Origin of the sequence: Polyangium sorediatum (assembly GCF_029946465.1) — a bacterium.
Lineage (GTDB): Bacteria > Myxococcota_A > Polyangia > Polyangiales > Polyangiaceae > Polyangium > Polyangium fumosum.
Map to the genome: position 1 here is coordinate 1 of NZ_JARZHI010000029.1, position 24,941 is coordinate 24,941.

A 24,941-nucleotide genomic window follows, 5' to 3' on the forward strand; every position below is an offset into this window, starting at 1 on the left:
TACGAAAACACGGGCGGGGCGGGCGGCGGCGGCGCCGGGGGAGGCTCGCAGAGCAGCACGGGGAGCGGCGGCGCGGGCCCCGGGGGGATGGGCGGCATGGGCGGCGGCGGCATGGGCGGCATGGGCGGGGGCGGCACGGGCGGCGGGGGCGGCTCGTGCGCGCCGGCGCTCGATCCGATGATCTATTCGATCGCCAACCCGGAGTGCGGCGCGTTGCCCCTGGCCCCCGAGGCCGAGGCGATCCCGTTCCTCGTGTTCGGCGGGAACGCCACGTATACGGGCGGCGTGATCCTGCCGGGCCAGTACGAGCAGGTGAAAGCGGAGGTCTCTTATGCCGAGGCCCCTTCGAAGACGCAGCGTGTCCTCGTGTTCGACGACGCGGGCCTCACGTCGTTGAACTTCAAGGACTACGACATCCCCGCGCTCGACGGCGCCGACCTGCAAGGGTGGGGGCAAGGGACCTACGTGACGAACGGCACCACGCTCACGTCGACCTACTCCGTCTGCAAGAGCACGCACCAGCCGGAGGTGTGGACGACGTCGTTCACCACGTACACCGAAGGTTGTGACGACTTCCTCGTCGTCGGCACCAAGGACCACCGCATGACGTTGAAGCGACGTCGCGCCCCCTGAAAGCGCCTCATCGCGGCGCCGCGCCGACGGCATAGCCGAGGTTCACCGTCCAGAACCCCTCGTGGGGCTGCGAGGTGAAGCGCAGGTCGTATTCGATCCGCGTCCCGAGGGTGAGCATGCCCGGCGCGCTCACGGGAATGCCGTTCTTCCTTTTGGCCGCGAACCCGACGACCATCCCGACCTCGGCGACAGGGGAGAACATGCCGAACGAAAAAGCCCCATCCGCGCTGCCGAGCTGCAAGAAGTTCGTGCCGCCGAGGAGATAAAAACCGACGGGGTCGGGGTTGTGGAGGTGCAGAGCGCCGAGGAAAAGCGTGCCGTCCCCCGCGCCCTCCGTGACCTTGCCGCGAATCGCGACGTCGAAGGCCAGGGGGAGGTCCCGATCACCGAGGGCGGCTTCGAGGCCCAACGACCCGCCTTGTCGGCCCTGCGCGAGGGTCGTCGAGGTGGTGAACCCGCCCTCGGCCCGGAGCCACCCGCTACAGCCTGGGAGGAACAGAAGGAGAAACGGGACGGCTGCGAGAGGAGAAAAACCTTGGTGCATCGTCTCAGCGTACATGCTTCTCGCCGAGGTCCCTCGCTTGCAATGCGCGGGCGGGGTGCATGGGATGCGCACACGTCGGGCCGGGGCCCTCCTCGTTCTGTCGGTGATCGCCGGCCTCGCGAGCTACGGCAGCCGCGAGCAAGGCCACGCGCGGGCCGAACCCACGGAGCCCCGGGAATCCCTGGCCGCGCCCGCCGCGAGGTCGATCCACCTCGATCGCGCCGCGTACACCGAGCGCCTCCGGGCGATGTGGCTCGGCGGCTGCCTCGCGAACTGGACGGGGCTCCGGACCGAAGGCGTCCGCATCACGCGCCCGTTCTTCACGGACGACGATTGGGGAAAACCCCTCGGCCGCGACGGGGCGCCGATCGATTTCGTGTTCCAGGATCCCTGGCAGGCGGACGACGACACCGACATCGAATACGTCTATCTGCACCTCTTGACCGAGGCGCAGACGCTCCACCTCCGGCCGGCGCAGATCCGCGACGGGTGGCGGGCCCACGTGAACGATTTCATCTGGGTGTCGAACCGGAGGGCGCGGGACCTCATGGAGCGCGGGATCCTGCCCCCCGAGACCAGCCACCCCGCGCGTAACCCCGACGCCTTGCAGATCGACGCGCAGCTCACGACGGAGATCTTCGGCGCCCTCGCGCCCGGGATGCCCGCGCGGGCCCTCGAAATCGCGCATCTCCCGATCCGCACCACCGCCCGCGGCCACGCGGCGCACGCGGCCGAGTTCCACGTGCTCTTGTTCTCCCTCGCCGCCACGGTCGATCCGAACAAACCACGGCGCGAGGAGATCGTGCGGATCGTCCGCGAAGCCAAGGCGTTCCTGCCGGACACCTCGAAGGCCGTCGACGTCATCGATTTCGTGCTCTCCGCCTACCTCGCGTCGAACGACGAGAACAACTGGGAGAGCACGCGCGACGCCCTCGCGCGGCGGTACCAGGAAGAGGCCCTGGTGCGCGGCTTCGTGTATCGAGGCTTCACGGAGTCCGCGATCAACCTGGGCACGGGGCTTTTGGCCCTCCTGTTCGGCGAAGGAGACTTCGCGCGCACGGTGCAAATCGGCACGTTGTCCGGCTGGGACTCCGACAACGGCACGGCGACGATGGGCAGTCTCGTCGCGCTGCTCGGAGGCCTGTCCGAGCTCCACGCCGCGTTCCCAGGCGAACGGTGGTCCGACCGGTACCATATCCACCGCACCCGCCCCACCCTGCCCGACCGCCTGCCCGACGATCCCGACGCGGAGGATACGTTCACGGAGATCGCGCGGCGGATGGCCGATCTGGTGGACCTCGCCGTGAAGGAGGGGGGCGGCGAGGTGACGGCGAGCGGGTGGAGGATCCCGTAAAGGCGCCGCGCTGGGGCGTTGCCCCAGGCCCCACCAGGGGCTGTCCGCCCCTGGACCCGGACCAGGCACGGCCTGGACCGGGGTCGATGAACTGCGCTCCGCGCAGTTCATCGAACAGCCGGTGGCAAGACCGGCGACGACCCTGCCCACCACAGCCACAGCGCCGCAGGTTCAACCGGCAGCGTGCCCGTCGCCGGCTCGAGACCCTCGTCTGTGGTCTTGCCACCGGCCCGTTGGAAGAACTGCGCATCGCGCAGTTCTTCCACTTCGGTCCAGGCCGTGCCTGGTCCGGGGTCGAGGGGGCGGACAGCCCCCCGCGGGGTCCGGGGCAGCGCCCCGGCGCAGCGCCCCGGTGCGGCACCCCAGGTCGCCTCAAGGCGAGGCGTGGGCCGCCTGGAATGCCTCGACGCGTCGGACGGCGTTCTTGCGCAGGTTCACGTAGAAGAGCTGGTACTCGATGGGGTGGTAGTTGTCGGGGCCCATGGTCCAGAGGAGGATCCCGCTCGCGGGTCCGCGGGCTGGCAGGCTCCCCATCTGCGTGATCCAGAGGTTCCCGTCTGGCTGGCAGGCTGCGTCGGCGAACGCTGGGAGGACCGCGGGGGACTCCGTGTCGAAGAAGAGCGCGCCCTGGTTTTGCGACGCCGGCGCCGCCGCCCCGTCGTTCTTCCAGGTGAGCGGATTGACGCAGATGCGCGCGCCGGTCGCGGGGGCGTCCTTGAACTCGTATTCGTTGCGCTCGTAGCGAGGGCCGCGCGCGTTCCAGCCGACGACACACCCCCATTGATCCTCGGACGCGCAGATCGGGATGTCTTCGCCGATCGTCGCGGGGTGGATCGGGCCGCCGACCAGGTACGCCGCGACGAGGTGTTTTCCGGCGGGTTTGCCCCAGATCTTTTCGCGGAGCAGGCGCGCGGCGAGCACCGTGCCCTGGCTGTGGGACGCGAGGAGGAAGGGGCGGCCCTCGCCGCGCCGTTCGAGGAAGGCGTCGAACGCGGCTGCGACGTCGGTGTATGCGAGATCCACGGCGCGGTCGCCGTCCGGGCTCGGATGTACGAAGGCCTTGCCGCTCGCCTGGCGATACCGCGGCGCGTACACGGCGCAGCACGCGTTGAAGGCGCTCGCCTGGATGAGGGTCGCGCCGCGGGCCGTCGCCTGGACGACGGCGGGGTCGTCGATCGGCGTGTTCCACCGCTTCGCCATGGAGGTCGTCGGGTGGACGAAAAAGACGTCGGCCTTGGCGGCGCCGGGCGAGAGGGGCGGGAGCTCCGGCAAGGAGACGTCCGCGTCATCCTCGCGGGTGGGGAGCGCGGCCCAGGCGGAGGGCTCGGCGTAGTTCGGCGCGGGCGGCGCGGCGCTCGGATCGAACGGGCCGGGGTCGAGGGCGGCGTAGAGCCATCGATCGAGCGTGAGGAACGCGAGGGCCACGAGGAAGACGAGGACGCCGCAGACGAGCGCCACGATCGACAGGACCTTTTTCCAGCGCATGTGTGCCCTCCGGCGCGGTGGAACCGAAGAACGCCCCGGGTATTCCCGATTCACGGCGCGGGCGCGGCGGGTTTCTCGACGCCGAGCCCGGACACCGCCGCATGCTCGCCTGTCAAGCGCCTAGCACGCCGCCGCCTCTTCCCGATGCGGCTTGCGCTCTTCGTCGGCGGGACTGACAATCGCGCCGCTCACGCCTTTCGCCTCGGAGGCACCATGACGACGAAGCCCGACACCAAGGACAAGGTCTATCAATCCGCCGACTTCGACAAGACGCCGCCGCGCCCGCGTGTCGTCATGCCGGACAAGCTGATCCACCGTCAGGTCGAGGGCGACGGGCAACGCGACGCGTACTCCAAGGAGCGCAAGCACCCGGTCTTCTTCGTCGATCTGCCCTCGAAGTGCATCAGCATGACGATCGGCCACCTCGACCCGGGGCAGTCCTCGAACCGGCACCGCCACACCTACGAGACGATCCTCTACGTGCTCGAAGGCGAAGGCTACTCGGTGGTCCACGACCAGAAGATCGAGTGGAAGACCGGCGACGCCGTCTACATCCCGGTCTGGACCTGGCACAACCACGTCAACACGAGCACGACGGGCATCGCCCGTTACCTCGCCTGCGAGAACGCCCCCATCCTCCAGAACCTCGGCGGCGTCGCGCTCCGCGAGGAGCTGCCCGAGAAGGGCATGAAGGACCCCCCGTGAACCTTCCCGCGTAGTACGCTGATCGGATGTCCCGCGCCCACCCTGCCCTGCACCGCTGCCTGCCCTTCGTCGCGCTCGTGGCGCTCGCCGCCTCCGGGTGTTCCAAGGACGAGCCCAACCCGAACGCCGCCCCCGTCTCCTCCTCGCTCGCCCCCGCGAAGCCGAAGACCGAGGCGGGCAAACCCTACGCGGTCGAAGCGCAGGGCGCGAAGGTGAGCTTCACGATGGATGCGCCGATCGAGAAGATCTTCGGCGAGGCGGACGGCTCGACCTCCGGCGAGCTCTTCGTCGATCCGGAGGACGTGACGCGCTCGACGGGGCTCTTGAAGATCGACCTCGACAAGCTCGTGATCTACCAGCAGAAGCGCGCCGACGAGAAGGCGGAGTTCGGCGAGCGGACGAAGAGCGATCTGCAGAACGAGCACGCGCGCGACTGGCTCGGGATCGGCAAGGACGTCGCCGAGGCGGAGCGGCAGAAGCGCCGCACCCTCGAGTTCAAGCTCTCGAAGATCGAGACGGCGGGGCCGAAGAGCGTCGCGGGGCTCACGGGCGCCGAGCGCACGATGAAGCTCGACGTGACGGGGGACCTCCGCCTGAACGAGCGCACGGTGCCGAAGAAGGCGGAGCTCGAGGTCACGTTCGTGATGGAGGGCGACAAGGTGGCGGCGGTCCGCGTGAAGTCGACGAAGCCCGTCGCCGTGAACCTCGACGAGCACGACGTGCGCCCGCGCAATGCCCTCGGCGTGATCCTGCAGAAGACCGCCGACGAGCTCACGACGCTCGGCAAGAAGGTGTCGAAGGACGCAATGGTGTCGCTCGACTTCCAGGCCAAGCCGAAGTGACGTGATGGGCGCGCCGGGGCGCGAAGCGGTTGGTTCGCGCGCGGGGCTGTGATATCCGTCTTTCTACGTCCGGGCGAAGGCTTCTTTCCTCTCCTGCGAGAGCGCGCTCCCTCGGCGGACGAACAGGTTCGCGATGAGCTACGTCGTCAAATCGGGGGATACGCTCGGTGCGATCGCCAGCCGCAACGGCACGACGGTGCAGGCGATCATGGCGGCAAACCCGCAGGTCTCGAATCCGAACGCGATCTCGGTGGGCCAGAAGCTCACGCTCCCCGGCGGCGGCGGCGGGGGCGGCGGCGCCCTGCCCTCCCCCGCGGCGGCGCCGAGCACGTACACCGTCCGCTCGGGCGACACGCTGGGCGCGATCGCGAGCCGGAACGGCACGACGGTCGACGAGATGATGCGGGCGAACCCGCAGCTCCGGAACCCGAACCAGATCTCGCCGGGCCAAAAGCTCAACCTGCCGGGGAAATCGAACGGAGGCGGGACGCCGCAGCCGCAGCAGCCGCAGCAGCCGCAGCCCCAACAGCCGCAACCCCAACAGCCGCAGGCGCCCGCGGAAGGCGGGAGCTCGCTCGGCACGCCGCCCGCGACGGGCCCGTGGGAGCTGCCCGTGCGGGGCCCTGCGCGCAGGCTCGCGGCCGGTGATTTTGATGCCGCCGCGCGCGAGCTTCAGTGCGAGTCGGCGGCGGTGCGCGCCGTGGCCGAGGTCGAGTCCGGCGGGCGCACTGGCTTCGATGATCAGAAGCGCCCGAAGATCCTCTTCGAGATCCACCACTTCAAGCGGCTGACGGGAGGCCGCTACGATCGCAGCCACCCGCACCTCTCGGCGCCGTACAAGAGCCCGCTCCGGCGCGCGAGTTACAAGAAGGATCAGTGGGTCGTGATCCGCGAGGCGTTCGCGCTCGATCCGGACGCGGCGGTGAAGAGCGCCTCCTGGGGCATGTTCCAGGTGATGGGCTTCAACCACGAGCTGGTCGGCTGGAAGAGCGTGCGGCAGTTCGTCTACGACATGTACGAGTCGGAGGCGCAGCACATGCGCTCGTTCCTCGGCTTCTGCCGCGGCAACAACCTCGTTCGCCACATTCGCAGCAAGAACTGGGCTTCGTTCGCGCGCGGCTACAACGGCGAGGACTACGCGTCGAACAACTACCACACGAAGATGGCAAACGCCTACGCGCGCTACAGCCGCGGCTAGACAGGCGCGCCCCGTCCCGACATGGACATCGTCTCGTATTGCCCGCTCCGCGTCGCCGCGCGTCCCTTCGTCACGGCGGAGCGCAGGCACGCGCTGCTCGTCGTCTGCAAAGCGACGTACCTGCTCACCCCGGGCGCGTCGGTGCTGCACGAGTCGCAGGAGGACGTCAACGAGGAGGACAACTTCTGGGACGACGATCCGCGGCGCAGCGTGTACTCGCCCGGCGATCTCGTGCCGCACAAGCGCGGCGCCGACGTGGTGCTCGTCGGCCACGCGTTCGCGCCGAACGACGTGCCCGTGCGATCGATCCTCACGCGCCTCTGCGTGGGCGAGATCGACAAGGCGATCGAGGTCTTCGGCGATCGGCACGTGACGCCGATGGGCGAGCTGCGCGAAGGCCCGCGCGTGACGCGGGTTCGCCTGCGCTACGAGCGCGCCGCGGGCGGGCCCGGGACGACGAACCCGGTGGGCATGCGGCTCGATCAGATGGATACGTTCGGCGCGATCAAGCTGCCGAACGTGCAGCCGCCGGGGCGGCACGTGACGGGCCCTGCGGATCTCATGGAGCCCATCGGATACGGGCCGATCGCGGCGACGTGGCCTGCCCGCGAGGCGCGCCTCGGCCCCTTCGCGGGGCGGTTTTCCCTCGCGCACTGGCACGAGGCGCCGCTGCCCGAGGGGCTCGATCCGCTCTTCTTCAACGTCGCGCCGCCCGATCAAGAGATCCCGGAGATCCGCCCGGACGAACGGATCGTGCTCGAAGGGTTGCACCCGGAGCACGCGCGGCTCGTGACGAACCTGCCGGGGCTCCGGCCCGAGGTGGTGATGGAGCGGGCGTCGGGTCGCCGCGAGGCGATCGCGTTGACGGCCGACACGTTGTGGTTCGACACGACGCGTGGGATCTGCACGCTGGTCTGGCGCGGGCGCGCGGCGCTCGTGCATCCGGCCGAGGCCGGTCGTGTGGTCGTGACGATGGCGGGCCCCGGCTGGGCGAGCGCACGCGCGGCGCTCGTGTCCCCGGATCTGCACGCGATCGCGATCGCGCCCGACGATCCCGATGGATCGGTCACGACCGTGGGGTACGCGCCGTCGGGGCCGCACCCGATCATGCCCTTCATGGCGAGCACGGCGTCCGCGCCGCCGCCGCGCGAGTCGGGCGTGTTCCCGATGGCTCCGGACTTCGATGAGGAGGTGACGTTCGTCGGTCTGGATGGGCCGGGCGCCGATCCGCTGCCGTTCGCGCGGCCGAAGACGCAAGCGCCGCCGCCTGCGCCGGGGGCCCCAGCGCTGCTGCCCTTCGCGCCGCCACCACCTCCCCCGCCCATGCCTTTCCAGGCGCGGGATCTGCCGTTCCTGTCGCCGCTCGCGCCGCCGCCGGTGCCACCGCAGGTGCCCCCCGAGCCCGCGCGGGTGCGGCCTCCGTCGCGGCACGATCTGCCGTTTGTCGCGCCGCCCCAGGGCGGAGGGCTTCGGTCGGCCCACGAGGTTGGCGTTCCTCTGCCCCCCACGGCCCCCGCGGCGCCTCCTCCGCCGGTGCAAACTCCCACGCCGCCGCCCATCGTGCCGCGGCTCGGCATCGCGCCGCTGGGAGCGCCTCCGCCGTTCGCGCCGCCCGCGCCCATCGCGCCCGCGCCCGTCGCACCGCCTGCGCCCGTCCCTGCGCCGGTCGCTCTGGACGACCCGGAGACCGTCGACGCGCCCGCGATGATCGGCCCGCTGGCGACGGCCGAGATGGCCGCGCGCGTGGCCCCGCCGCCGCTCCCTCCGCCGCCCGAACCGTTGCCTCCGGATCCGCCCGCGGCGGAGGCCCCGAAAGCGCCGCCCGCGCCCGCGCTCCCGCTCGACGACTACCCCATCGAGCGATGCGCGAAGATCACCGCGTCGATCGCGCGCCGCCGTGACGAGCGCGCCGAGATCCTGGAAGCCGAGGAGCTCGATCTCGCTCGTTATACGGACCTCGAGCGCCACTGGGCCGACGCCATCCGCGCCGAGTCCGAGCGCGGCAAGACGCGCCTGCTCAAGGCCTTCGACGCCGCGTACGTCGCGCGCCTCGAAGAAGAGCGGGGACCCATCACCCCGGCCGAGTACGCGCGCCTGGTCGTCGCCGGCGAGCGTGGGCACGCCGAGCGCACGCTCGCCGAGCTCGGCCTGCCGCGCGCCTCCATGCTCCGCATCGAGCGCGAGATGCTCGCGCGCACGTCCGCGGATCCGTCCCTCGGCGAACGACTCCGCCACGCGATCGAAGCCGAGCGGGCCGACTGAGGTCACGGCCGCGGGGCTCGTGGTGCACTCCGTTCGTCGAGGTCTCGCCCATTCGCAGCGTTCCGGTGTACGCTTGCCTCGCGAGCTCGTTCGTCGGCTCGTGGATCGGCCGCATGCCCGCACCTCCCAGGCCCAGCTCCCCGGCGGTAGCTACCGCCGCTCCGGCAGCGCCTTCGCGCGCTCCGAGCAGCGGGGCGCCCGCGCCCGCCGAGCCTACGCCGACGCCTGCGCCGACGCCTGAGGCCGAGTGGGAGGTCGAGCTCGGCGCGACGCTCGCAGGTGGATTCAACGCGCCGCCCATCCCGGCGCCCGCAGCCGCTGCCGCTGCCGCTCCCGCTGCCGCTGCCGCTCCCGCTCCCGCTCCCGCTGCCGGTACCGTTCCTTTTCCCGCTCCCCTTCCCGCCTCCGCGCCCCCTGCGCCTCTGCCAAACCCGGGCCGCACGTCGGCCCCGCCGCTCCCCTTCATCGCGCCTCCGCCGCCTCCTCCGCCTGCAGCCGTCTCGGCCGGGCGGAGCTCGTCGCCGGGCATGGGGGCGCCGCCGGGCATGAACGGGGAGCTTCGGCGCTCGTCGTCGCCGAGTTTTCCCGGGGCGCCGCCGCAAGGCGCCGAGGCGCTGCGCCGTTCGGCGTCGGGTTTGCCCGCGGTCGTCCCGCCGGGGCACGACCCGCTTCGCCGCTCGTCCTCGGGCCTCGCCGCCGTCACGCCGAGCATGCTCGAAGCGCAGCGCCGCTCCTCGCCGGCCGTAGCTCCGCAAGGCGACGGCGCGGCGGCGAGCCCTGTCGCGTACGCTCCTGGCGACATCATCGGCGGCAAGTACCAGCTCCAGCGCGTGCTCGGCCAGGGTGGCATGGGCGCGGTGTGGGTCGCGCGGAACCTGAGCCTCGACGCTGACATCGCGCTCAAGCTCATCCGCCGCGATCGCGCCACCGAGGAGGCCTCCGCGCGGCTGCTCACGGAGGCGCGCGCCGCTGCGAAGCTCGGCCATCCCGGCATCGTGCGCGTCTTCGACTTCGGACAAACCGAGGTCGGTGATCCCTACCTCGTGATGGAGCTGCTCACGGGCGAGTCGCTCTCCGCCATCCTCGCGCGGAAGAAACGGCTCGCGCCGAGCGTCGCGCTCCAGACGCTCTTGCCCGTCGCGGCGGCGCTCGCGGCGGCGCACCTGAAGGGCATCGTCCATCGGGATCTCAAGCCTGACAACGTCATGCTCACGACGGACGAGTCGGGGAAGATCGTGCCCAAGTTGCTCGACTTCGGCATCGCGCGCGTGCTGCGCGACGACGTCGAGCGGCATGTCACGATCGCCGGTGAGGTCCTCGGCAGCCCCGACTACATGTCCCCTGAGCAGGCCCGCGGCGAGGCGGACATCGATCATCGCACCGACGTCTGGACCTACTCGGTCCTGCTCTACGAGACGCTCACCGGCCGCCGCCCGTTCGATGCGCCGAACTACAACGCGCTCATCGCGGCCATCGTGGCGAACACGCCGATGCCCACGCATGCGTTCGGCACGGGCGACGCTGCGCTCTGGGCGATCATCGAGCGCGGCCTCGCCAAGGATCGGAGCGCGCGCTGGCAGTCGCTGCGCGACATGGGCGTCGCGCTCGCGGGCTGGGCGCTCGAGCGCGGGATCCAGCAGGACATCTCGGGGTTGTCTCTCCAGAGCGAGTGGCTCGCGCCGAAGATGCGCCGCCTGCTCACGGTGCAGCCGATGGATGTCTCGGGCTTGGTCGCCGCGCGCGCAGCAGCGAACGCTGCCGCGGCGCCGGTCGCACCGCCGGTCGCGCTGCCCGTCACGCCTTCCGCGCCGGGCCTCGTGCTTCCGGGCGTCGTGCGTGATGCGAACGATGCGGCGGAGCGGAAACACCTGCGCGGCGGATCGAACCGGAAGGTGCTGTTCGCTGTCGGCACGGCGCTCGTGCTCGTCGCTTCGTTCTTCGTCGTGCGTGCGCTCCTCTCCGAGCCTGCTGCGCCTGCGGGCGTGCCTGCTGCGCAGACCGAGGCGCATCCCGCGTTGCCGCCTGCGCCCGCGCCCATGCCGACGCCCTCGGCCACGTCCACGACGACGGCCGAGCCGCAAGCGCCGCCGACCCCAACTGCAACTGCGACGACGAAGACGACGCCTACGCCCGTGCGAACGACGCAGCAGAAAAAAGCGCCGCCCGTCCCCAAGAACATCCAGTTCTAAATTGCGCCTCTGCATCGACCGCATCGCGGTCGATGCACCAGAGGTCCAACGCTGGCCCTGCAAAGGGGGGCGGACAGGTACAAACAATTTCCCCGCATCGACTGCGCTTCGCGCAGTCGATGCCCAGAGGTCCAGGGCTGGCCCTGGTCCGGGTCGAGGGGTGGACAACCCCTCGTCGGGGTCCGGGGTGAAACCCCGGCGCTACGCTCCTGCATGGAACGCCGAGGCGGCCGCGGACGGGTTCGTCCGGGCCGCCTCTCGTTTGGATCGCGTGCTGCTCAGGTGTTGATCTTGACCATCGGGCCGCCCTTGATGATCACGTCGCCGCCCGAGGACGTCACGCTCACGACGCCGGAGCCTGCGACTTCGATCGTCGTTGCGGTGATCGTCACCTTGTTGCCTTCGAGCGTGATGCTTGCGCCGCCTGGGGTGCCCAGCGTGATCTTGTCGTGCTCCATCACGTGCGCGGTCGTTGCGCCGCCGCCACCTTCGCCGGGGGGCGCGATTTGCACCGAGTGCGTCCCGCCGACCATCGTCGAGTCGATCCCGCCGACTTGCGTCGAGCGGTTCACGCCGACCACGACGCTGCGGTTCACGCCAGTCACCTCGCGCTCGCTGGCTTGCACCGTCTTCATCAGGTTCTTGCCGATGTTGACGGTCTCGTTTGCCTTCACCGTCTTTGTCCGATCGTTGCCGATCGTCACGTTCTCGTCGCGCTGGATGACCTTCGTCCGATCGTTGCCGACGGTCGTGTTTTCGTCGCGCTTGACCAGCTTGTTGTAGTCGCGTTCGGCCTGGAAGCGGACGAGCTCCTTGCCGACCGCGTCTTCGAACATCATCTCGTTGTAGCCGCCGCTCCCGCCTGTCGAGTTCGAGCGCAGACCGCTCTGCGTCTTGTTGTCCGGCAGCTTCCACGGCACCTTTTGCAGGTTCGTGAACACGCGGCCTACGATCACGGGCCGGTCGGGATCACCGCCGAGGAAGTCGACGAGCACTTCTTGGCCGATGCGCGGCAGGTTCATCCCGCCGTAGCCTGCGCCGCCCCAGGGCTGGCTCACGGGGATCCAGCAGGAGCTGTTGTCGTCCATCTTGGACTCGCGATCCCAGTGGAAGTGCACGCGCACGCGGCCGAACTCGTCGCAGTGGATCTCCTCGCCGGCGGGGCCGACGACGGTCGCGCTCTCCACGCCGTTCACCTTCGGCCGCTGCATCACGGCCTTCGGGCGGTGCGGGGACTTCGTGCTCTTTGCTTCGCAATGGTGCGACCACTCGCCTGTCGACGTGCCTGCCATGTGCGACGCGACGACGAGCAGCTTCTTGTCGGACGCGAGGTCTGCGCGCGGGTGATCGAGGAAGCTCGTCACCACGCCGGGCGCGAGGTCGATGACGTTCGTCGAGAACGAGATCGCTGTGCCGCTGCCGCGCTTTGCTTCGAGGCGCTTCTGCGCGAGCTTTGCGCCCTCGGCCTCGTCCGTGCGGGCCTTGCCTTTGTCGTCGGCGCTCGGCGTGTCGTCGCCCTTCTCTGCGCCGAAGAGGAACGCGCCGGGCGTGTAGTGGAAGCGCTCGAGCTTGTCTTCGAGCGGGATCTCGGCGCCGGAGGCCGTGGCTGCGAGGTTGTACGAGGGCGGCCGGCGGTAATCGACGTCGCGCATCGTGTACTTGCCGGGCCGCACCTTGCGCGCCATGCGCACCACGGTCACGTGCTCGCGATCGGCGGCCGTGGGGTTGTCCCGGAACGCGATGGACTTGCGCGGCGCGTTCGACTGCGGCGCGTCCGAGAGCACGAGCTTCGAGCCTTCCTCGGACGGCTCGAAGTAGAAGCTGATCCCTGCGTCCTCCAGCATGCGGCAGATGAACGCGTAGTCGGTCTCCGCGTACTGCACGCGGTACTTGCGCTTCTTGTAGGCGCCCTTGTCGATCTTGAGGACGGGCTCGATGCCCCACTCGGAGAGCATCTTCACGACGACGTCCGGCTCCGAGAGCTGCTGGAACATGCGGTGGTTCCGGCGCTGCGTCGCGAGCCAGAGCGTGGGCACGATCGACACGTTGTACGACGACAGGCCCGTCTCCTCGGCGCCGAGCTGCTCGAGCTCGTTGCAGATGCCGGTCCAGACCCGCGGGGCTGCGCCTTCGCCGTGCCCGCCGTGCATCACGAAGCGTGCGGGCTGGCCGACGATGGCCTCGAAATCGACGTTGGGGTTGTCGCTGAGGGCGACGAGGCGCACCTCGAAGAGCTGCGAGATCTTCTCGCTCACCGAGAACTCGCGCACATCGAAGCCGTCGCCCGACGCGAGCTCGACCGAGAGGTTATGGGTTTTTGAGGCGCTCATCTCGTCGTCCTGCGCGAAAGGCCCCGGGATCGGGGCTGCACGAGAGGCTAACACGACTGCCGCGCCGTCGGGGAGAGACATCTGAAAGCCCCACCGTTCTTGTCTTGACGGTCACCCCGCCATTTGGTGTGCTCTCCCCATGCCCGACGACCTCGTCCACCTCCGGATCGAGTCCGATGATTTCCCCTGCGACGATTTGCAGGTTTTCGAGCTTTCGGGCCGCGAATCGCTCGGAAAGCTCTTCGCCCTCTCCATCGGCGTTGTCAGCACGAAGCCTCCGGGCCTCGACCTCGCCCTCGTCGAGGGCGCGATGGCGACGCTCGTATTTGAAACACAGGGCCAGGACGTACGCCGGATCCACGGCATGATCGCCGAGATCCGCGACCGTATCGACACCGAACCCGACACCCGTTCGTACTACTTCCAGCTCGTCCCGCGCGCCCATCGCCTCTCGCTCGTGCGCACGCAGGAGATCTTCATGGAGCTCTCGGTCCCCGAGATCATCCAGAAGAAACTCGAGCTCGTGGGGCTCGGCGCGGACGACGTGGAGATGCGGCTCACCGCGACGTACCCGAAGCGCGAGTTCGTCGTGCAGTACAAGGAGACCGACCTCGCGTTCGTCTCGCGCCTCGCCGAGCACGAGGGCATCACGTTTTTCTTCGAGCACGAGGGCGACCGCGACAAGATCGTCTTCACGGACGACAACCAGGGTTTTCCCGTGGCGCCGGGGCACGAGCACGCGCCGTTCCGGGCGCGCGGCGAGCGCCGCGACATCTTCCACATCGAGGCGACGACCCGCCTCGTGCCGCGGGCCCACGTGGTGCACGATTACAACTATCGTATACCGCTCGTCGATCCCACGGGCAGCGCCGACGCGCCGTCCGGGCTCGGCGGCGGCCTCGTCGAGTACGGCACGCATTGCAAGACGCCCGTGGAGGCCTTGCGGTTCGCGAAGATCCGCGCCGAGCAGACCGAGGCGACGCACCGCGTCTTTGGCCTGGAGAGTGATCTCGGCTGGGTCCGCGCGGGCGGCCGCTTCACGCTCGAAGGGCACCCCAAGCTCGGCGACGCGAGCTTCCTCGTTACGGAAATCGAGCACGCGGCGCGCCAGCCGGTGGCCCTCTTCGGCGGCAAGCAAGAGGTCCCGTACACGAACACCTTCCGCGCCATCGAGGGGACCGTTCCGTTCCGGCCCGCGCGTGTCACGCCGAAGCCCCAAATTCACGGCGTTGTCAATGGCGTTATCGCGCATGAGATGGAAGGCACCGAGAGCCTCTTTGCGCGCCTCGATGACGAGGGTCGTTACCTCGTCCGGATGATGTTCGATACGTCGCAATCGGGGGAGCGACAATTCGTCTCTCGTCGTATTCGTATGGCCCAGCCGCATTCCGGCCAGAACTACGGGCACCATCACCCCTTGAAGCCGGGGACCGAGGTCCTCATCGGCTTCATCGACGGGGATCCGGACCGGCCCATCATCTTGCATACCGTCCCGAACCCGATCACGCCCTCGCCTGTTGCGGCGAATTGCGCTCCGGCACACCGCATCAAGACGGCGACGGGCATTCTGATCGAGATGAAGGATGCGTTCATCGTGAGCGGCGGCGGATGACGGTCCCCTTGTTTTGCCTCGGCGGCAAGCCTGCGCCGGAGGCGATCGTGGATGATCTCAGGACCCTCGCGCGGCTGCCCGAGCGGGCCCGCGCGCGATTTTGGGATGCGCTCGGCCCGGCGTTGCCCGATCCTTTGCCTGCCACGGTCGAGGCCACGCTCGATACCTTCGCGCGCGCCTTCGAGGCCCCGCCGGACGATCTCGCGCGCGCGCTCAAGGCCTCGCGTTTCCTCGTCCGCGAGGCGTGCGCGCGAGGCCTCGAGCGCGGGCGATTCGAAGAGGACGTGGTGCGCCTCGCGGGCGGCGCGCTCTCGCCGGAGGCCGCGGTGATCGCGCCGATCTTGCTCTCGCGGTATGACGCGGTGCGCGCGAGCCTCGGGGCAGCCGCTTACCGGGACACGCTCACCGATCACGGCGTGGTCCTCGAATCGATCGAATGGCGGCTCGACGCGGTCCTTGCTTCGAGCCGCGGCGATGCGGGGGCCGCGAAGATCGCGGTCCTCACGCTCGGCTACCGCGACGGGGATCAAAAAGATCGCATCACGCTGCATCTTTCGCCCGAGAAGCTCGAAGAGCTCCGGCGCGCGTGCGAGCGCATGTCGAGCTGAACGTTCGACTTCATAGCTTTACAGCTCTACGCGCGCTCTGTTAGCGTTTCCTCCGCAGGAGGCGCGAGCACATGGCGGACGAGGTTTCGGCGGCGGGCAAGTATCTTCTGATTTCGGTGCCCGATTTCGCGACCGATCCGGTCGGGCAGCCGGCCAGCATGGTGCCTGAGGACCCGGCGAACGAAGCATCAGAGCTGATTCCCGCCGGCGATCGCCGGGGCCAGACGATGAGCTCGTTCCTGCGGCTCGGCGCCTTCCACGAGCAACCGGAGAAAGATCCGGCGGCGAAACGCGCGAACGAGCTTGCGCGGGTGGCGCTCGCCGTGTCGGCGAGCCAGGGCGGCCCCTTCACGTTGCCGGATGGGACCGAGGTCGTCACGAGCAACGCCGGCGTCGGGACCTACGAGGTCAAGGGTGACGATGACAAGGTCCTGTCCACGGAGGACCGGGGCGTTTTCCTCGACGATCAGCGCATCGGCGACCCACCGACGGGGCCAGATGACCGCGACAATCAATCGCGCCACAAGGCCGACCGCATGGAGCAAAGCAAGGCGCTGCTCACGCGCGGTGGCTGGTGGGATCATACCGACGGCAATCGCATCACCACGACCTACGGCGACAAGGTCGAGGTCATCCGCGGCAACTACAAGATGGTCGTCATGAGCCGCCAGGACGACCCCGAGGGCGCGGGTGGCTGGGATCTCTCGGGCGGCCACGTCCAGGACCTCGGCCCCGCCTCGATGCCCGGCGCGAGCGTGCGCGTGGAGTTCCGGCCCGGCATGTTCGGGCAACGCGGCACCTGGCACCTCGAAAACACCACGAACAATTTCAATCAGACCAGCGATTACGCCGGCGACTTCTACGAGCACTGGTACGGAAACCACAAGGAGTGCGTCGTGGGGTCCGAGAACCCCGTGGAATGGCACGAGACGCTCGAAAAACCCTACGGCAACCCCGCGATCGTGGAGCGGACCTGGGCGAGCAAGATCGAGAGCTACACGGGCAGCTCGGCCAAGCGGGTCCCCTCGATCACCGAGGAGACGTACGCGGACACGACGAGCTCGCTGACGGACGTCGCGGGCAACATCAGCGAGACCACGTATTGCGACGCCATCATCACCTCCAAGACCGGCAAAATCGACCGTCCCGTGCCGGCCATGCACGAGGAGACGTACGCGGTGGCGTCGAACAGCATCACGAACATCGTCACTTCGAACGCGATGACGAATGTCGGCGCGCAGATGGAGACCACGATCGCGGGTGCGCTCGGCAGCGTCACGGTCGTCGGGGCACAAGCCGACATCACCATCGCCGGGGCGCAGGAAGAACTCCTGATCAGCGCGCACCACGGGAGCCTCGAGCTCTCGCTGCACAACACCGATATCTTCCTCGGCACCAAGCTCACGTTCCAGATCGGCCCGGAGTGGGAATACAAATATCCTGATACGAAGACGCTCAAGCTCAAGGGCCTGACGACGGCGCTCGACAACCTCGTGACGACGGTGAAGACCGTCCACGCGGCGATCAAGCTAACGCACATGGCGCTGACGCACCAGTACATCGGCGCGGCGATCTTCTTCGGGATGTAGGCGCCTGCGCATGCTCCGGAAAAACCTCACCCCCTTCCTCGTCGGGACGAAGCTCACCTCGCGGCGCCCGCCGCAGCCGGAGATGACCGTCGTCGTCCGCGCGACGTATGCCGTGGGGCCCGGCGGCGCGCTCACGGTCGTCGAGGAGACGATCGATCAGCGGTTTCTCTCGGGCGAGACGTTCGTCGACGGGGACGACGACCGCACGGGAGAATCCCTCTTCGCCAGCGACTTCGCTGATTTCAAGCTGAACGCCGAGGTCTTCTTCAAGGGCCATTGCCACGCCGCCGGCGGCGTCCCGCTCACCGAATGCCTCGTCAGGTTCGCCGTCGGCGCCTGGTCGAAGACGTTGCGCGTCGTCGGGCGGCGCGCCTGGTCCGACAAACTCCCCGGCGCCGTCCCCTCGGCCCCGCTCGGCTTCACCAAGATGCCGCTCACCTGGGCGAACGCGTTCGGCGGCCCTGGTTTTCCGGACAACCCCGTCGGCAAAGGGCTCGGCGACGAGCTGCCTAGCGTCGAATACCCCGATGTGCCGGTCCGGAACCGCGGGGATCGCCCGATTCCGGCAGGGTTCGGCCCCGTCAGCCCCTTCTGGCCCACCCGCGCGGGCAAGCTCGGCAAGGACTACGGAAAAACCTGGCAGGACAAACGATCGCCGTTTTACGCAGAGGATTTCGACTGGACGCACTTCCACGCCGCGCCCCCGGATCAGCAGCTCCCCGGGTATCTGCGCGGCGATGAGGAGCTCCTCTTCCAGAACCTCTCCGCCACGGAGCCCACGCTGCGCACGCGCCTGCCCGGCACGCGTGTCCGCGCCTTCGTGCACGACGACGCCGGCCGCTTCCGCGAGGTGCCGATGTCGCTCGACACCTTGCTCGCCGACCTCGATCGCAACGTCCTCGAATTGACGTTCCGCGGCGTCGTCGAGGTACGCGAGCACGATTTCGAGGACATCCGCACGATGCTCGTCGCCCAGGAGCAGCTCGGCACGAAACCTCTGCCCGAGGCCCATTACCGGGACATCCTCCTCGCCTTCGAGAAGGACCCGGTCGGGCTCGCCGCGGCCATGCCGCCCGATTTCGCCGACGTCATCGCCCGCGCGGAGGCCGAGCGGCGCGGCGAGTTGCCCCCCTTGCGCGCGGACCTCGACCCCGTCTCGGCGAAGCTCGATCAGAAACTCGGCGCGTTCGGCGCGGGCATGGTCGCGGAGGTCGGCAAGAGCATCGCGGGGGCGCGCGAGAAGACCAAGGAGCACCGCGATATCGAGCCCGAGCTCGCGAAGGCCGCGCAATCGCTCGACGACGCGCCGCCCTCCATGACGATCCGGAAGCCCGGCGTCCTGCCGCCGCTCGGCTTGCGCAAGAGCATGCGCGGCATGCTCGAGGAGGCCACGCGCATCCGGAAGAGCCTTTCGGACAAGGATATCTCCGCGGACGAACGCGCGAAGATCGAAAAGAAGATCGTCGAGCTCGAGGCCGTCCCGCACGACCCCCGCTGGAAGGAGATGGATCCCGCCTACAGCCCGCCCACGGGCCCCGTCTCGACGGACGAACCCGGGCCGGGGCGTGATCTCTCCGAGCAGGACCTCACGGGACGCGATCTGCGGGGCCTCGATTTGCGCGGCGCGAACCTCGAAGGCGCGATCCTCACGCGCGCCGACCTCTCCGGCGCGGATCTCTCGGGCGCGAACCTGCGCGACGCCGTGCTCTTCAAGACGAACCTCGAAGGCGCGCGCCTCGTCTCGGCGGATCTCCGGCGCGCGAACCTCGCGCGTGTCCGCGCCAAGCATGCCGATTTCACCCGCGCGTCCCTGGAAACGGCCTTTTTCGAGGACGGGGACCTCGAAGGCGCCACGCTCGCGCACGCGAGCGGCCCCTATGTTGTGTTCACCCGAACGAACCTCGTGGGCGCCCGCGCCGAAGGGGCCGATTTCGAGCGCGCCGATTTCACCGAGGCGATCCTCGACGGCGCCTCCTTCGAGCGCGCCTCGCTCGTCTCCGCGCTCCTGTCGCGTGTTCGCGGCCGGAAGGCGCGGCTCACCGGCGCGCGCATCGGAGGCGCGAGTTTCCACGACGCGCACCTCGTGCTCGCTTCGCTCGCGGACACCTCCGGCGAGAAGGTCCTCCTCGAAGGCGCGAACCTCGAAGACGCCGACCTCTCCCACGCCGATCTCCCTGGCTCCCATTTCACCCGCGTCTCCGCCACTGCGGCCTCGTTCGTCCGGGCGAACCTCCCGGGTAGCCGGTTCTACAAGGCGAAATTCGACGGTGTGGACGCGACACAGGCCAATTTCTTCCAGGCTGATTTTTCGAGGGCGCTCGTGAGCCGAACGAAGTTCGTGAAGGCAAACCTCTACGAGTCGAATTTCACCGCCGCGCAAGGCAAGGACGCCGATTTCAACGGCGCGAACTTGAAACAATCCACCCTGGAGCGTGGCGCGTGAGCCCGGCCGAGCTCGCCGCGCGCCTCCGATCGGGCGAGAGCTTCGAGGGCAAGACCCTCGACGGCGTGGATCTCCGCGGCCAGGACCTCGGCGCCGCGAAACTCGCGAAGGCCAAGCTCCGGGGCGTGCGGCTCGACGGCGCTTCCTTGCGCGGCGCGAACCTCGAAGAGGCCGAGGTCATCGACACCTCGCTCGAAAGCGCGAACCTCGAAGGCGCGCTCCTCAAAGACGCAAAATTCCTACGCGTGAGCTTCGCGGGCGCGAGCCTCGCCATGGCCGATCTGCGCCGCGCCGTCCTGCCGCGGGCGAACCTCACGCGGGCGCGGCTCTGGAAGACGGACTTCTCGGAGGCCGTGCTCGAAGGCGCGAACCTCGCGGGCGCGGATCTCGAGGGCGCCGCCTTCCACCGCACGGTGTTGCTCGGGGCAAACCTCACGGACGCGAACCTCCACGGCGTTCGCATGACGGAGACCGTCCTCGCGCGCGCGCGGCTCGTCCGGGCAAACCTCGACGGCGCGACGCTCGACGTGGTGCTCTTCCACGACGCCGATCTGCGGGGCGCGACGTTGCCCAAGGTCCTCGGCAAATGCCAGCTCGACCGGGCGATCCTGAGCAAGCTCGATCGGAGTCGCGAGGATGGAACCGTGCTCCCGGCCGAGGCGGGCGAGGCCGATCGCGCGGATCTCGCGGGCAAAGACCTCTTCTTCGCCTCGCTGCGGGGCATCTGCTTGCGCGACGCGCGCCTCGCGGGGGCGAACCTCGAAATGGCGGACATGTCGGGCGGCGATCTCACGGGCGCGGATCTCACCGGCGCGAATTTGAAGCGCGCGATCCTCCCGGGCGCCAAGCTCGGCCTCGTCAACCTCGCGGGGCAAGACCTCGAAATGACGACGCTCACCGACGCCGATCTTTCGGGCGCGAGCCTCGAAGGCGCGCGGCTCGTGATGACCCAGCTCGATCGGGCGGTCCTCGCGGGGACGGTCCTCTCGCACGCATTCTTGTGGGGCGCGAGCGTCCGCGGGGCGAGCCTCGAAGGCGCGAAGCTCGAGCGGACCACGTTCAAGACCGTGGATTTCGGCGAGATGGACCTCCGGAACCTCCGCCTCGCCGGCCTCTCCATGCACCGCTGCTCGTTTCTCAAATCGAACCTCCGCGGCATGAACCTCGCCGGCTGCGATTTTACGCATGCCGATTTCACGGACGCGGATCTGACAGGCGCGAAGCTCACGAACGCCACGGCCACGCAGGCCTGTTTTGCGCGTACGCGGCTCGAAACGGCCGACCTCACGGGGTTGCAAGCGAAGGGCGCGTTTTTCGGGGACGCTGCGGCCGCGGGGGCGCGTTTTACAGGTGGGCGGCTCCGGCACGCGACGTTCTCGGGTGCGGAGGCGGGCTTTGCCCATTTCGGCGGCGCGGATCTGCGCGAGACGCTCTGGGTGCGCTCGAAGGCGAAAGGCGCGATCTTCGGCGGCGCGAAGCTCACCCACGCGGACCTCTCCCACGCCGACGTGCGCGAGGCCGATTTCTCGACGGCGAACCTCTCCCACGCCAACCTGCACAACGTCCGGGATTCGGGCGCGCTCTTCGTGGGCACGAACGTGCTCGGCGTCCGCCGCACCGATCTCGATAGGCTCGAAGCGGAGGCGTACAGGCCCCCGCCGCGCGAAGGAACCTGAAGGAGACCCCGATGTCGAACGTGGCGCGATTGCGCATCGAAGAAACCGCGGACAAGGGCCTCTACCTCGGCCCGGCGACGGTCGCGTCCGTCCACCCCGCCGAAATCGAGGTCGACCTCCCGAAAGGCGGCAAGGTCCACGCGCGTCTTGCCCTCGCGTATACGTACGAACCCGTCCCCGGCGACGAGGTGCTCGTCATTGGCAATGCCGAGGGTCACTGGATCATCGGCGTCGTGCACGCCCGGGGCCCCGCGGTCCTGCACTTCCCCGCCGACGCGGAGCTCCGCGCCGCAGGGACGCTCCGGATCGCCGCGGATCGCGGGGTCGAGATCGCCTCGCCCGAGCTCTCCGTGACGACGAAGAAGATTCGCACGATCGCCTCCGAGGTCGTCCAGGCGTTCACCACCATGCGCCAGCGCGTCACGGAGCTCCTCAGTGTGCAAGCGGGACAAACGCACACGGTCGTCGAGGGCTCGATGCATTCACAGGCGAAGAGCGCGACGATCCTCACCGAGGAAAAAGTCTCGATCAACGGCAAGGAAGTCCACCTGGGCTAGGAGGCGCTCTGCCATGCTCCCTGCATCGAACCGCGGCGTCGGGATGAATTTCGGGTTTCCGGACGTGTGCCTCACGCCGACGCCGGTCGGCCCCGTCCCCATTCCGTACCCGAACATCGCGATGAACGCGCAGGCCTCGGTGTTCTCGCCGATCGTCAAGGTCTCGGGCGTCCACGCGCTGAACCTCGGGTCGATCATCGCGATGACCTCCGGCGACGAACCCGGCACGGCACACTGGACCGTCAAGGGCCCGGGCAAATACATCATGGGCAATCCGGTCGTATTCGTCGACAGGATGCCCGCGATCAACCTGACCTGCCCGACGATGGGCAACACCGGGAACAACGCCCTCGGCGCGGTCGTCGTCCCGAGCGCCGTGAACGTGTTTTACACGTACGCACATTCCCCCGCCGCGACCTCGCCGGACAACGTCTCGGCCGCGCGCGCCGCGGCCCTCGGCGATGCCATCCTCGGCCGCGCGGGAACGGCGCCCCTCACGGCCGCGATGCTCGACGACGGGATCGGATACGTGCGGGTCGCGGTCGTCACGACGGACATCACGAGCCGCTTTCACGCGGCAGCGCGCGATCTCGAATCAAAAGGCGCGCGCGCGCTCGTCCTCGATCTCGCGGGTTGCCCGGGCGGGGACCTCGACGCGCTCATTGCGTGGGCGGCGACGTTCCTCGATGAGGGCGCAGAGATCGTCCGGATCGAGGACGCCGAAGGGGACGAGCTCGTCCACCACGCGCACTTGCCCGCATCGTACACGATGCCCCTCGTCGTGCTCGTCGACGGCGGGACGGGCTCGGCCGCGGAAATCCTCGCCGCGGCCCTGAAGGCCCACGGCCGCGCGCTCGTCGTCGGCCACCGAACGCACGGAAAAGGCAGCGCGCAGCGCCTCGTCCCGGGCGAAGAGGATTCGTTCGCCTATCGCACGGCCGCGCATTGCACCGGGCCGGGCGGGATTGCAATCGACGGCGTCGGCGTCGCGCCCGACGTCGTGCTCGAAGGCGACTTCGGCCCCGCGTGGCTCGCGGCCGCGTGCGACGCGGCCCGCGCCCGTCTGTCCTGACTAACTCTTCTTCTTGGGGGGCCCAAACCCACCATACAGCGACTTGTTGACCGCCGGCTTCGGCGGGATCCGCGGCGGCGGGGGCTTCGGGATCTCGACCTTCGGCTCCTTCGGGGACTCCGCCCACGGATCGGTCCGCGCGGGGCGCGGCGGCAACGGCGGAGGCGTCGCCGCGACCGGAGGCGCAGCAGCAGCCGGAGGCGCAGCAGAAGCGGGAGGCGCAGCAACGGCCGGCTCGGGGCTCGGCGCGCGCGCGCTCGGCGGCGGGGGCGGCGGCTCGGCGACCACCTCCGAAAAATCGAGATTCGCCAGATCGGCCGTGAACGAGAGGGCCCGCGTCGCCTCCTCGACGATCGGCATCGGGGCGGTTTCGACGGGGACCTTGGACCACGGCGCGCCTGGAATCGGAGCGCCCCGGCCCGCGTGCGAAGCGGCTTGGGCCCCTCCGGCAAATGGAATGGCGGGCTTATACTGCGCGGCCACGGCCGCATCCCCGTCGAGGGCATACGTCCCCTCCATCGGGTTTTCCTCGCGCCTCTGCGCGAATGGCATGGCATTCGAAGGACCCGTGATCACGTCTTCGAGCACCATCGTCGATTCGTCGCCGCCGCGCGACCACGTATCGCTGCGGGCCGTGGTCGTCGCCAGGTCGTCGACCGTGCCGACCAGGGATGGCCCCTTCTTTTCCGGTACCGGCGGCGGGGTCAAGAGGTGCGCGAGCGGGCGCCCCTCGGTCTCGATGCCGGCCGCGACCCGCAAACTGCCGAGGGCTCGCTCGTCGTCGAGCGGCACGACGACACGACAAACGAGCGAACAGCGCAGCGTATCGGCGTCGATGCGCAGGATGTCCGGCCGCATTGCGACCGTACGCGCGGCCTCGGGCGCGCTCGACGACAGGCCAAACAGCGTCACGAGGCCCCGCGCGGTGGGCAGGCGCGACGAGATCCGCGGATGCTCCGGGTGCAGCCCTTCGAGCACGATCCATTCGTTGCCCACGAGGGATTCGATCTGCTGATCGGGCGGCGCGGCCAGGAAATAACTCCAATCGAATTCGGCCGGGATCTCCGGCACGGGCTGATCGAGCGCCAGGGGCGAAAGCGCGCCGAGGAGCGATTTGCGTTGCGCGAGCGCGCGCGAGATCGGCCCGAAGCCCGCGACGAGGCTCCCGTCCGTCGGGTACACGATGTTCGGCGGCACGGATCCGGGCGCTTTGCCCGTTCCGTGCGGGTTCGGCCGGAAGCCGATGCCGCCGAGGGCGCGCTCGTAGACGAGGGGAATCTTGTCGAAGGGCGTGATCTCGGCGCCCTTGCGATCGCCGTAGACGTGCAACGTCTTGTCGAAGAGCGCACGACCATGGAAGACAGCGAGGCGCACGACCTGCCGGGTCACGGTGGTCCCCGCGGGTGCGCAAGCGTGCCCGGAAAGCACGATATCGACGCGCGGCAGGTGCGGCACGACATCACTCGTGGCGCGAATGCTGCGCGTCGGGTTGTCGCGGTGGTGCATCTCGGCGCGGAACAGCTCTTCCGGGGCGATAGACTGCATCGGCTCGTTGGGAACGAGCTTGAACGTGGCCTTGAGCACGCACGTGAGATGCAGTTTTCCAGCGTGACGGAAGACGGCCGTTCCCCCCTTCGAGGGTCCGACGGTCGTGATGGGGACGGGCCAGTGGGCAACGAGGGCCATTGGTGCGGAGCGTATCACGAGCTTGGCCGATGGGGCCGGGGATTCGCCCGTTCCGTCGACCACGACCACGGTGCGCAGGTAGGGCCCAGGCAAAGGCCCGGACGCGCTCACGTACGTATCCGCGGAGATCCAGTACATGCCCGGGCCCATGGTCCC

18 protein-coding genes are annotated in these 24,941 nt (G+C 69.2%); 14 read left to right on the forward strand and 4 right to left on the reverse strand.

Translation table 11 applies throughout. The features are described 5' to 3' along the window. On the forward strand, positions 1–633 hold a 633-nt coding region (locus QHF89_RS27925), incomplete at its 5' end, for a hypothetical protein (protein ID WP_284721016.1). 7 nt (positions 634–640) lie between these two features. Here the strand turns inward: QHF89_RS27925 and QHF89_RS27930 are convergent. Beyond that, positions 641–1,177, reverse strand: coding sequence for a hypothetical protein (locus QHF89_RS27930; protein WP_136970770.1), 537 nt, complete (start codon positions 1,175–1,177; stop codon positions 641–643). A 64-nt stretch (positions 1,178–1,241) separates the two neighbouring features. Between QHF89_RS27930 and QHF89_RS27935 the strand changes: the two genes are divergently transcribed. Further along, positions 1,242–2,531 carry an ADP-ribosylglycohydrolase family protein gene (locus tag QHF89_RS27935; RefSeq protein ID WP_136970771.1) on the forward strand — a complete coding sequence of 430 codons (1,290 nt, stop codon included), beginning with the start codon at positions 1,242–1,244 and terminating at the stop codon, positions 2,529–2,531. Positions 2,532–2,903: 372 nt separating this feature from the next. On the opposite strand, the gene QHF89_RS27940 is transcribed toward QHF89_RS27935, so the two are convergent. Further along, positions 2,904–4,016 carry a DUF3089 domain-containing protein gene (locus QHF89_RS27940; RefSeq protein ID WP_136970772.1) on the reverse strand — a complete coding sequence of 371 codons (1,113 nt, stop codon included), beginning with the start codon at positions 4,014–4,016 and terminating at the stop codon, positions 2,904–2,906. A 213-nt stretch (positions 4,017–4,229) separates the two neighbouring features. On the opposite strand from QHF89_RS27940, the gene QHF89_RS27945 reads away from it, so the two are divergent. The 5 genes from QHF89_RS27945 (at position 4,230) to QHF89_RS27965 (ending at position 11,212) form a co-directional block, all read left to right on the forward strand. Then, a complete protein-coding gene (locus QHF89_RS27945) occupies positions 4,230–4,721 on the forward strand; it encodes a cupin domain-containing protein (protein WP_136970773.1) in 492 nt (163 codons plus the stop codon). 26 nt (positions 4,722–4,747) lie between these two features. Beyond that, the gene (locus QHF89_RS27950; RefSeq protein WP_136970774.1) at positions 4,748–5,563 is read left to right on the forward strand and encodes a YceI family protein; all 816 of its coding nucleotides are present in this window, start codon (positions 4,748–4,750) and stop codon (positions 5,561–5,563) included. Between the two features lie 133 nt (positions 5,564–5,696). After that, the gene (locus QHF89_RS27955; protein ID WP_136970775.1) at positions 5,697–6,761 is read left to right on the forward strand and encodes an N-acetylmuramidase domain-containing protein; all 1,065 of its coding nucleotides are present in this window, start codon (positions 5,697–5,699) and stop codon (positions 6,759–6,761) included. 21 nt (positions 6,762–6,782) lie between these two features. Then, positions 6,783–9,023, forward strand: coding sequence for a DUF2169 family type VI secretion system accessory protein (locus tag QHF89_RS27960; protein WP_136970776.1), 2,241 nt, complete (start codon positions 6,783–6,785; stop codon positions 9,021–9,023). 545 nt (positions 9,024–9,568) lie between these two features. Next, entirely contained in the window at positions 9,569–11,212 is a 1,644-nt protein-coding gene (locus QHF89_RS27965) for a serine/threonine-protein kinase (protein ID WP_284721017.1), read from the forward strand. A gap of 278 nt (positions 11,213–11,490) precedes the next feature. Here QHF89_RS27965 and QHF89_RS27970 read toward each other — a convergent pair whose 3' ends face one another. After that, the gene (locus tag QHF89_RS27970) at positions 11,491–13,542 is read right to left on the reverse strand and encodes a type VI secretion system Vgr family protein (RefSeq protein ID WP_136970779.1); all 2,052 of its coding nucleotides are present in this window, start codon (positions 13,540–13,542) and stop codon (positions 11,491–11,493) included. A gap of 139 nt (positions 13,543–13,681) precedes the next feature. Between QHF89_RS27970 and QHF89_RS27975 the strand changes: the two genes are divergently transcribed. From QHF89_RS27975 to QHF89_RS28005, 7 genes are all read left to right on the forward strand, one after another. After that, positions 13,682–15,154 carry a type VI secretion system Vgr family protein gene (locus QHF89_RS27975; RefSeq protein ID WP_136970780.1) on the forward strand — a complete coding sequence of 491 codons (1,473 nt, stop codon included), beginning with the start codon at positions 13,682–13,684 and terminating at the stop codon, positions 15,152–15,154. Next, the gene (locus QHF89_RS27980; RefSeq protein WP_136970781.1) at positions 15,151–15,762 is read left to right on the forward strand and encodes a COMM domain-containing protein; all 612 of its coding nucleotides are present in this window, start codon (positions 15,151–15,153) and stop codon (positions 15,760–15,762) included. Before QHF89_RS27975 ends, QHF89_RS27980 begins: the two co-directional genes overlap by 4 nt. A 71-nt stretch (positions 15,763–15,833) precedes the next feature. Then, on the forward strand, positions 15,834–17,351 hold the full coding sequence (locus QHF89_RS27985; RefSeq protein ID WP_136970782.1) for a hypothetical protein: 1,518 nt from the start codon (positions 15,834–15,836) through the stop codon (positions 17,349–17,351). Between the two features lie 10 nt (positions 17,352–17,361). Next, positions 17,362–19,794, forward strand: a complete 2,433-nt coding sequence (locus tag QHF89_RS27990; RefSeq protein WP_136970783.1) for a DUF2169 family type VI secretion system accessory protein — start codon at positions 17,362–17,364, stop codon at positions 19,792–19,794. Continuing rightward, a complete protein-coding gene (locus tag QHF89_RS27995; RefSeq protein ID WP_136970784.1) occupies positions 19,791–21,470 on the forward strand; it encodes a pentapeptide repeat-containing protein in 1,680 nt (559 codons plus the stop codon). The genes QHF89_RS27990 and QHF89_RS27995 overlap by 4 nt, the downstream gene beginning before the upstream one ends. Positions 21,471–21,481: 11 nt before the next feature. Next, positions 21,482–22,027, forward strand: a complete 546-nt coding sequence (locus tag QHF89_RS28000; protein WP_136970785.1) for a DUF3540 domain-containing protein — start codon at positions 21,482–21,484, stop codon at positions 22,025–22,027. A gap of 13 nt (positions 22,028–22,040) precedes the next feature. Continuing rightward, positions 22,041–23,099 (forward strand): S41 family peptidase, encoded by a 1,059-nt coding sequence (locus QHF89_RS28005; protein WP_136970786.1) that lies wholly within the window; start codon positions 22,041–22,043, stop codon positions 23,097–23,099. On the opposite strand, the gene QHF89_RS28010 is transcribed toward QHF89_RS28005, so the two are convergent. Then, complete coding sequence (locus tag QHF89_RS28010) at positions 23,100–24,935, reverse strand: DUF2169 family type VI secretion system accessory protein (protein WP_284721018.1); 1,836 nt, start codon at positions 24,933–24,935, stop codon at positions 23,100–23,102. Positions 24,936–24,941: the final 6 nt, after the last annotated feature.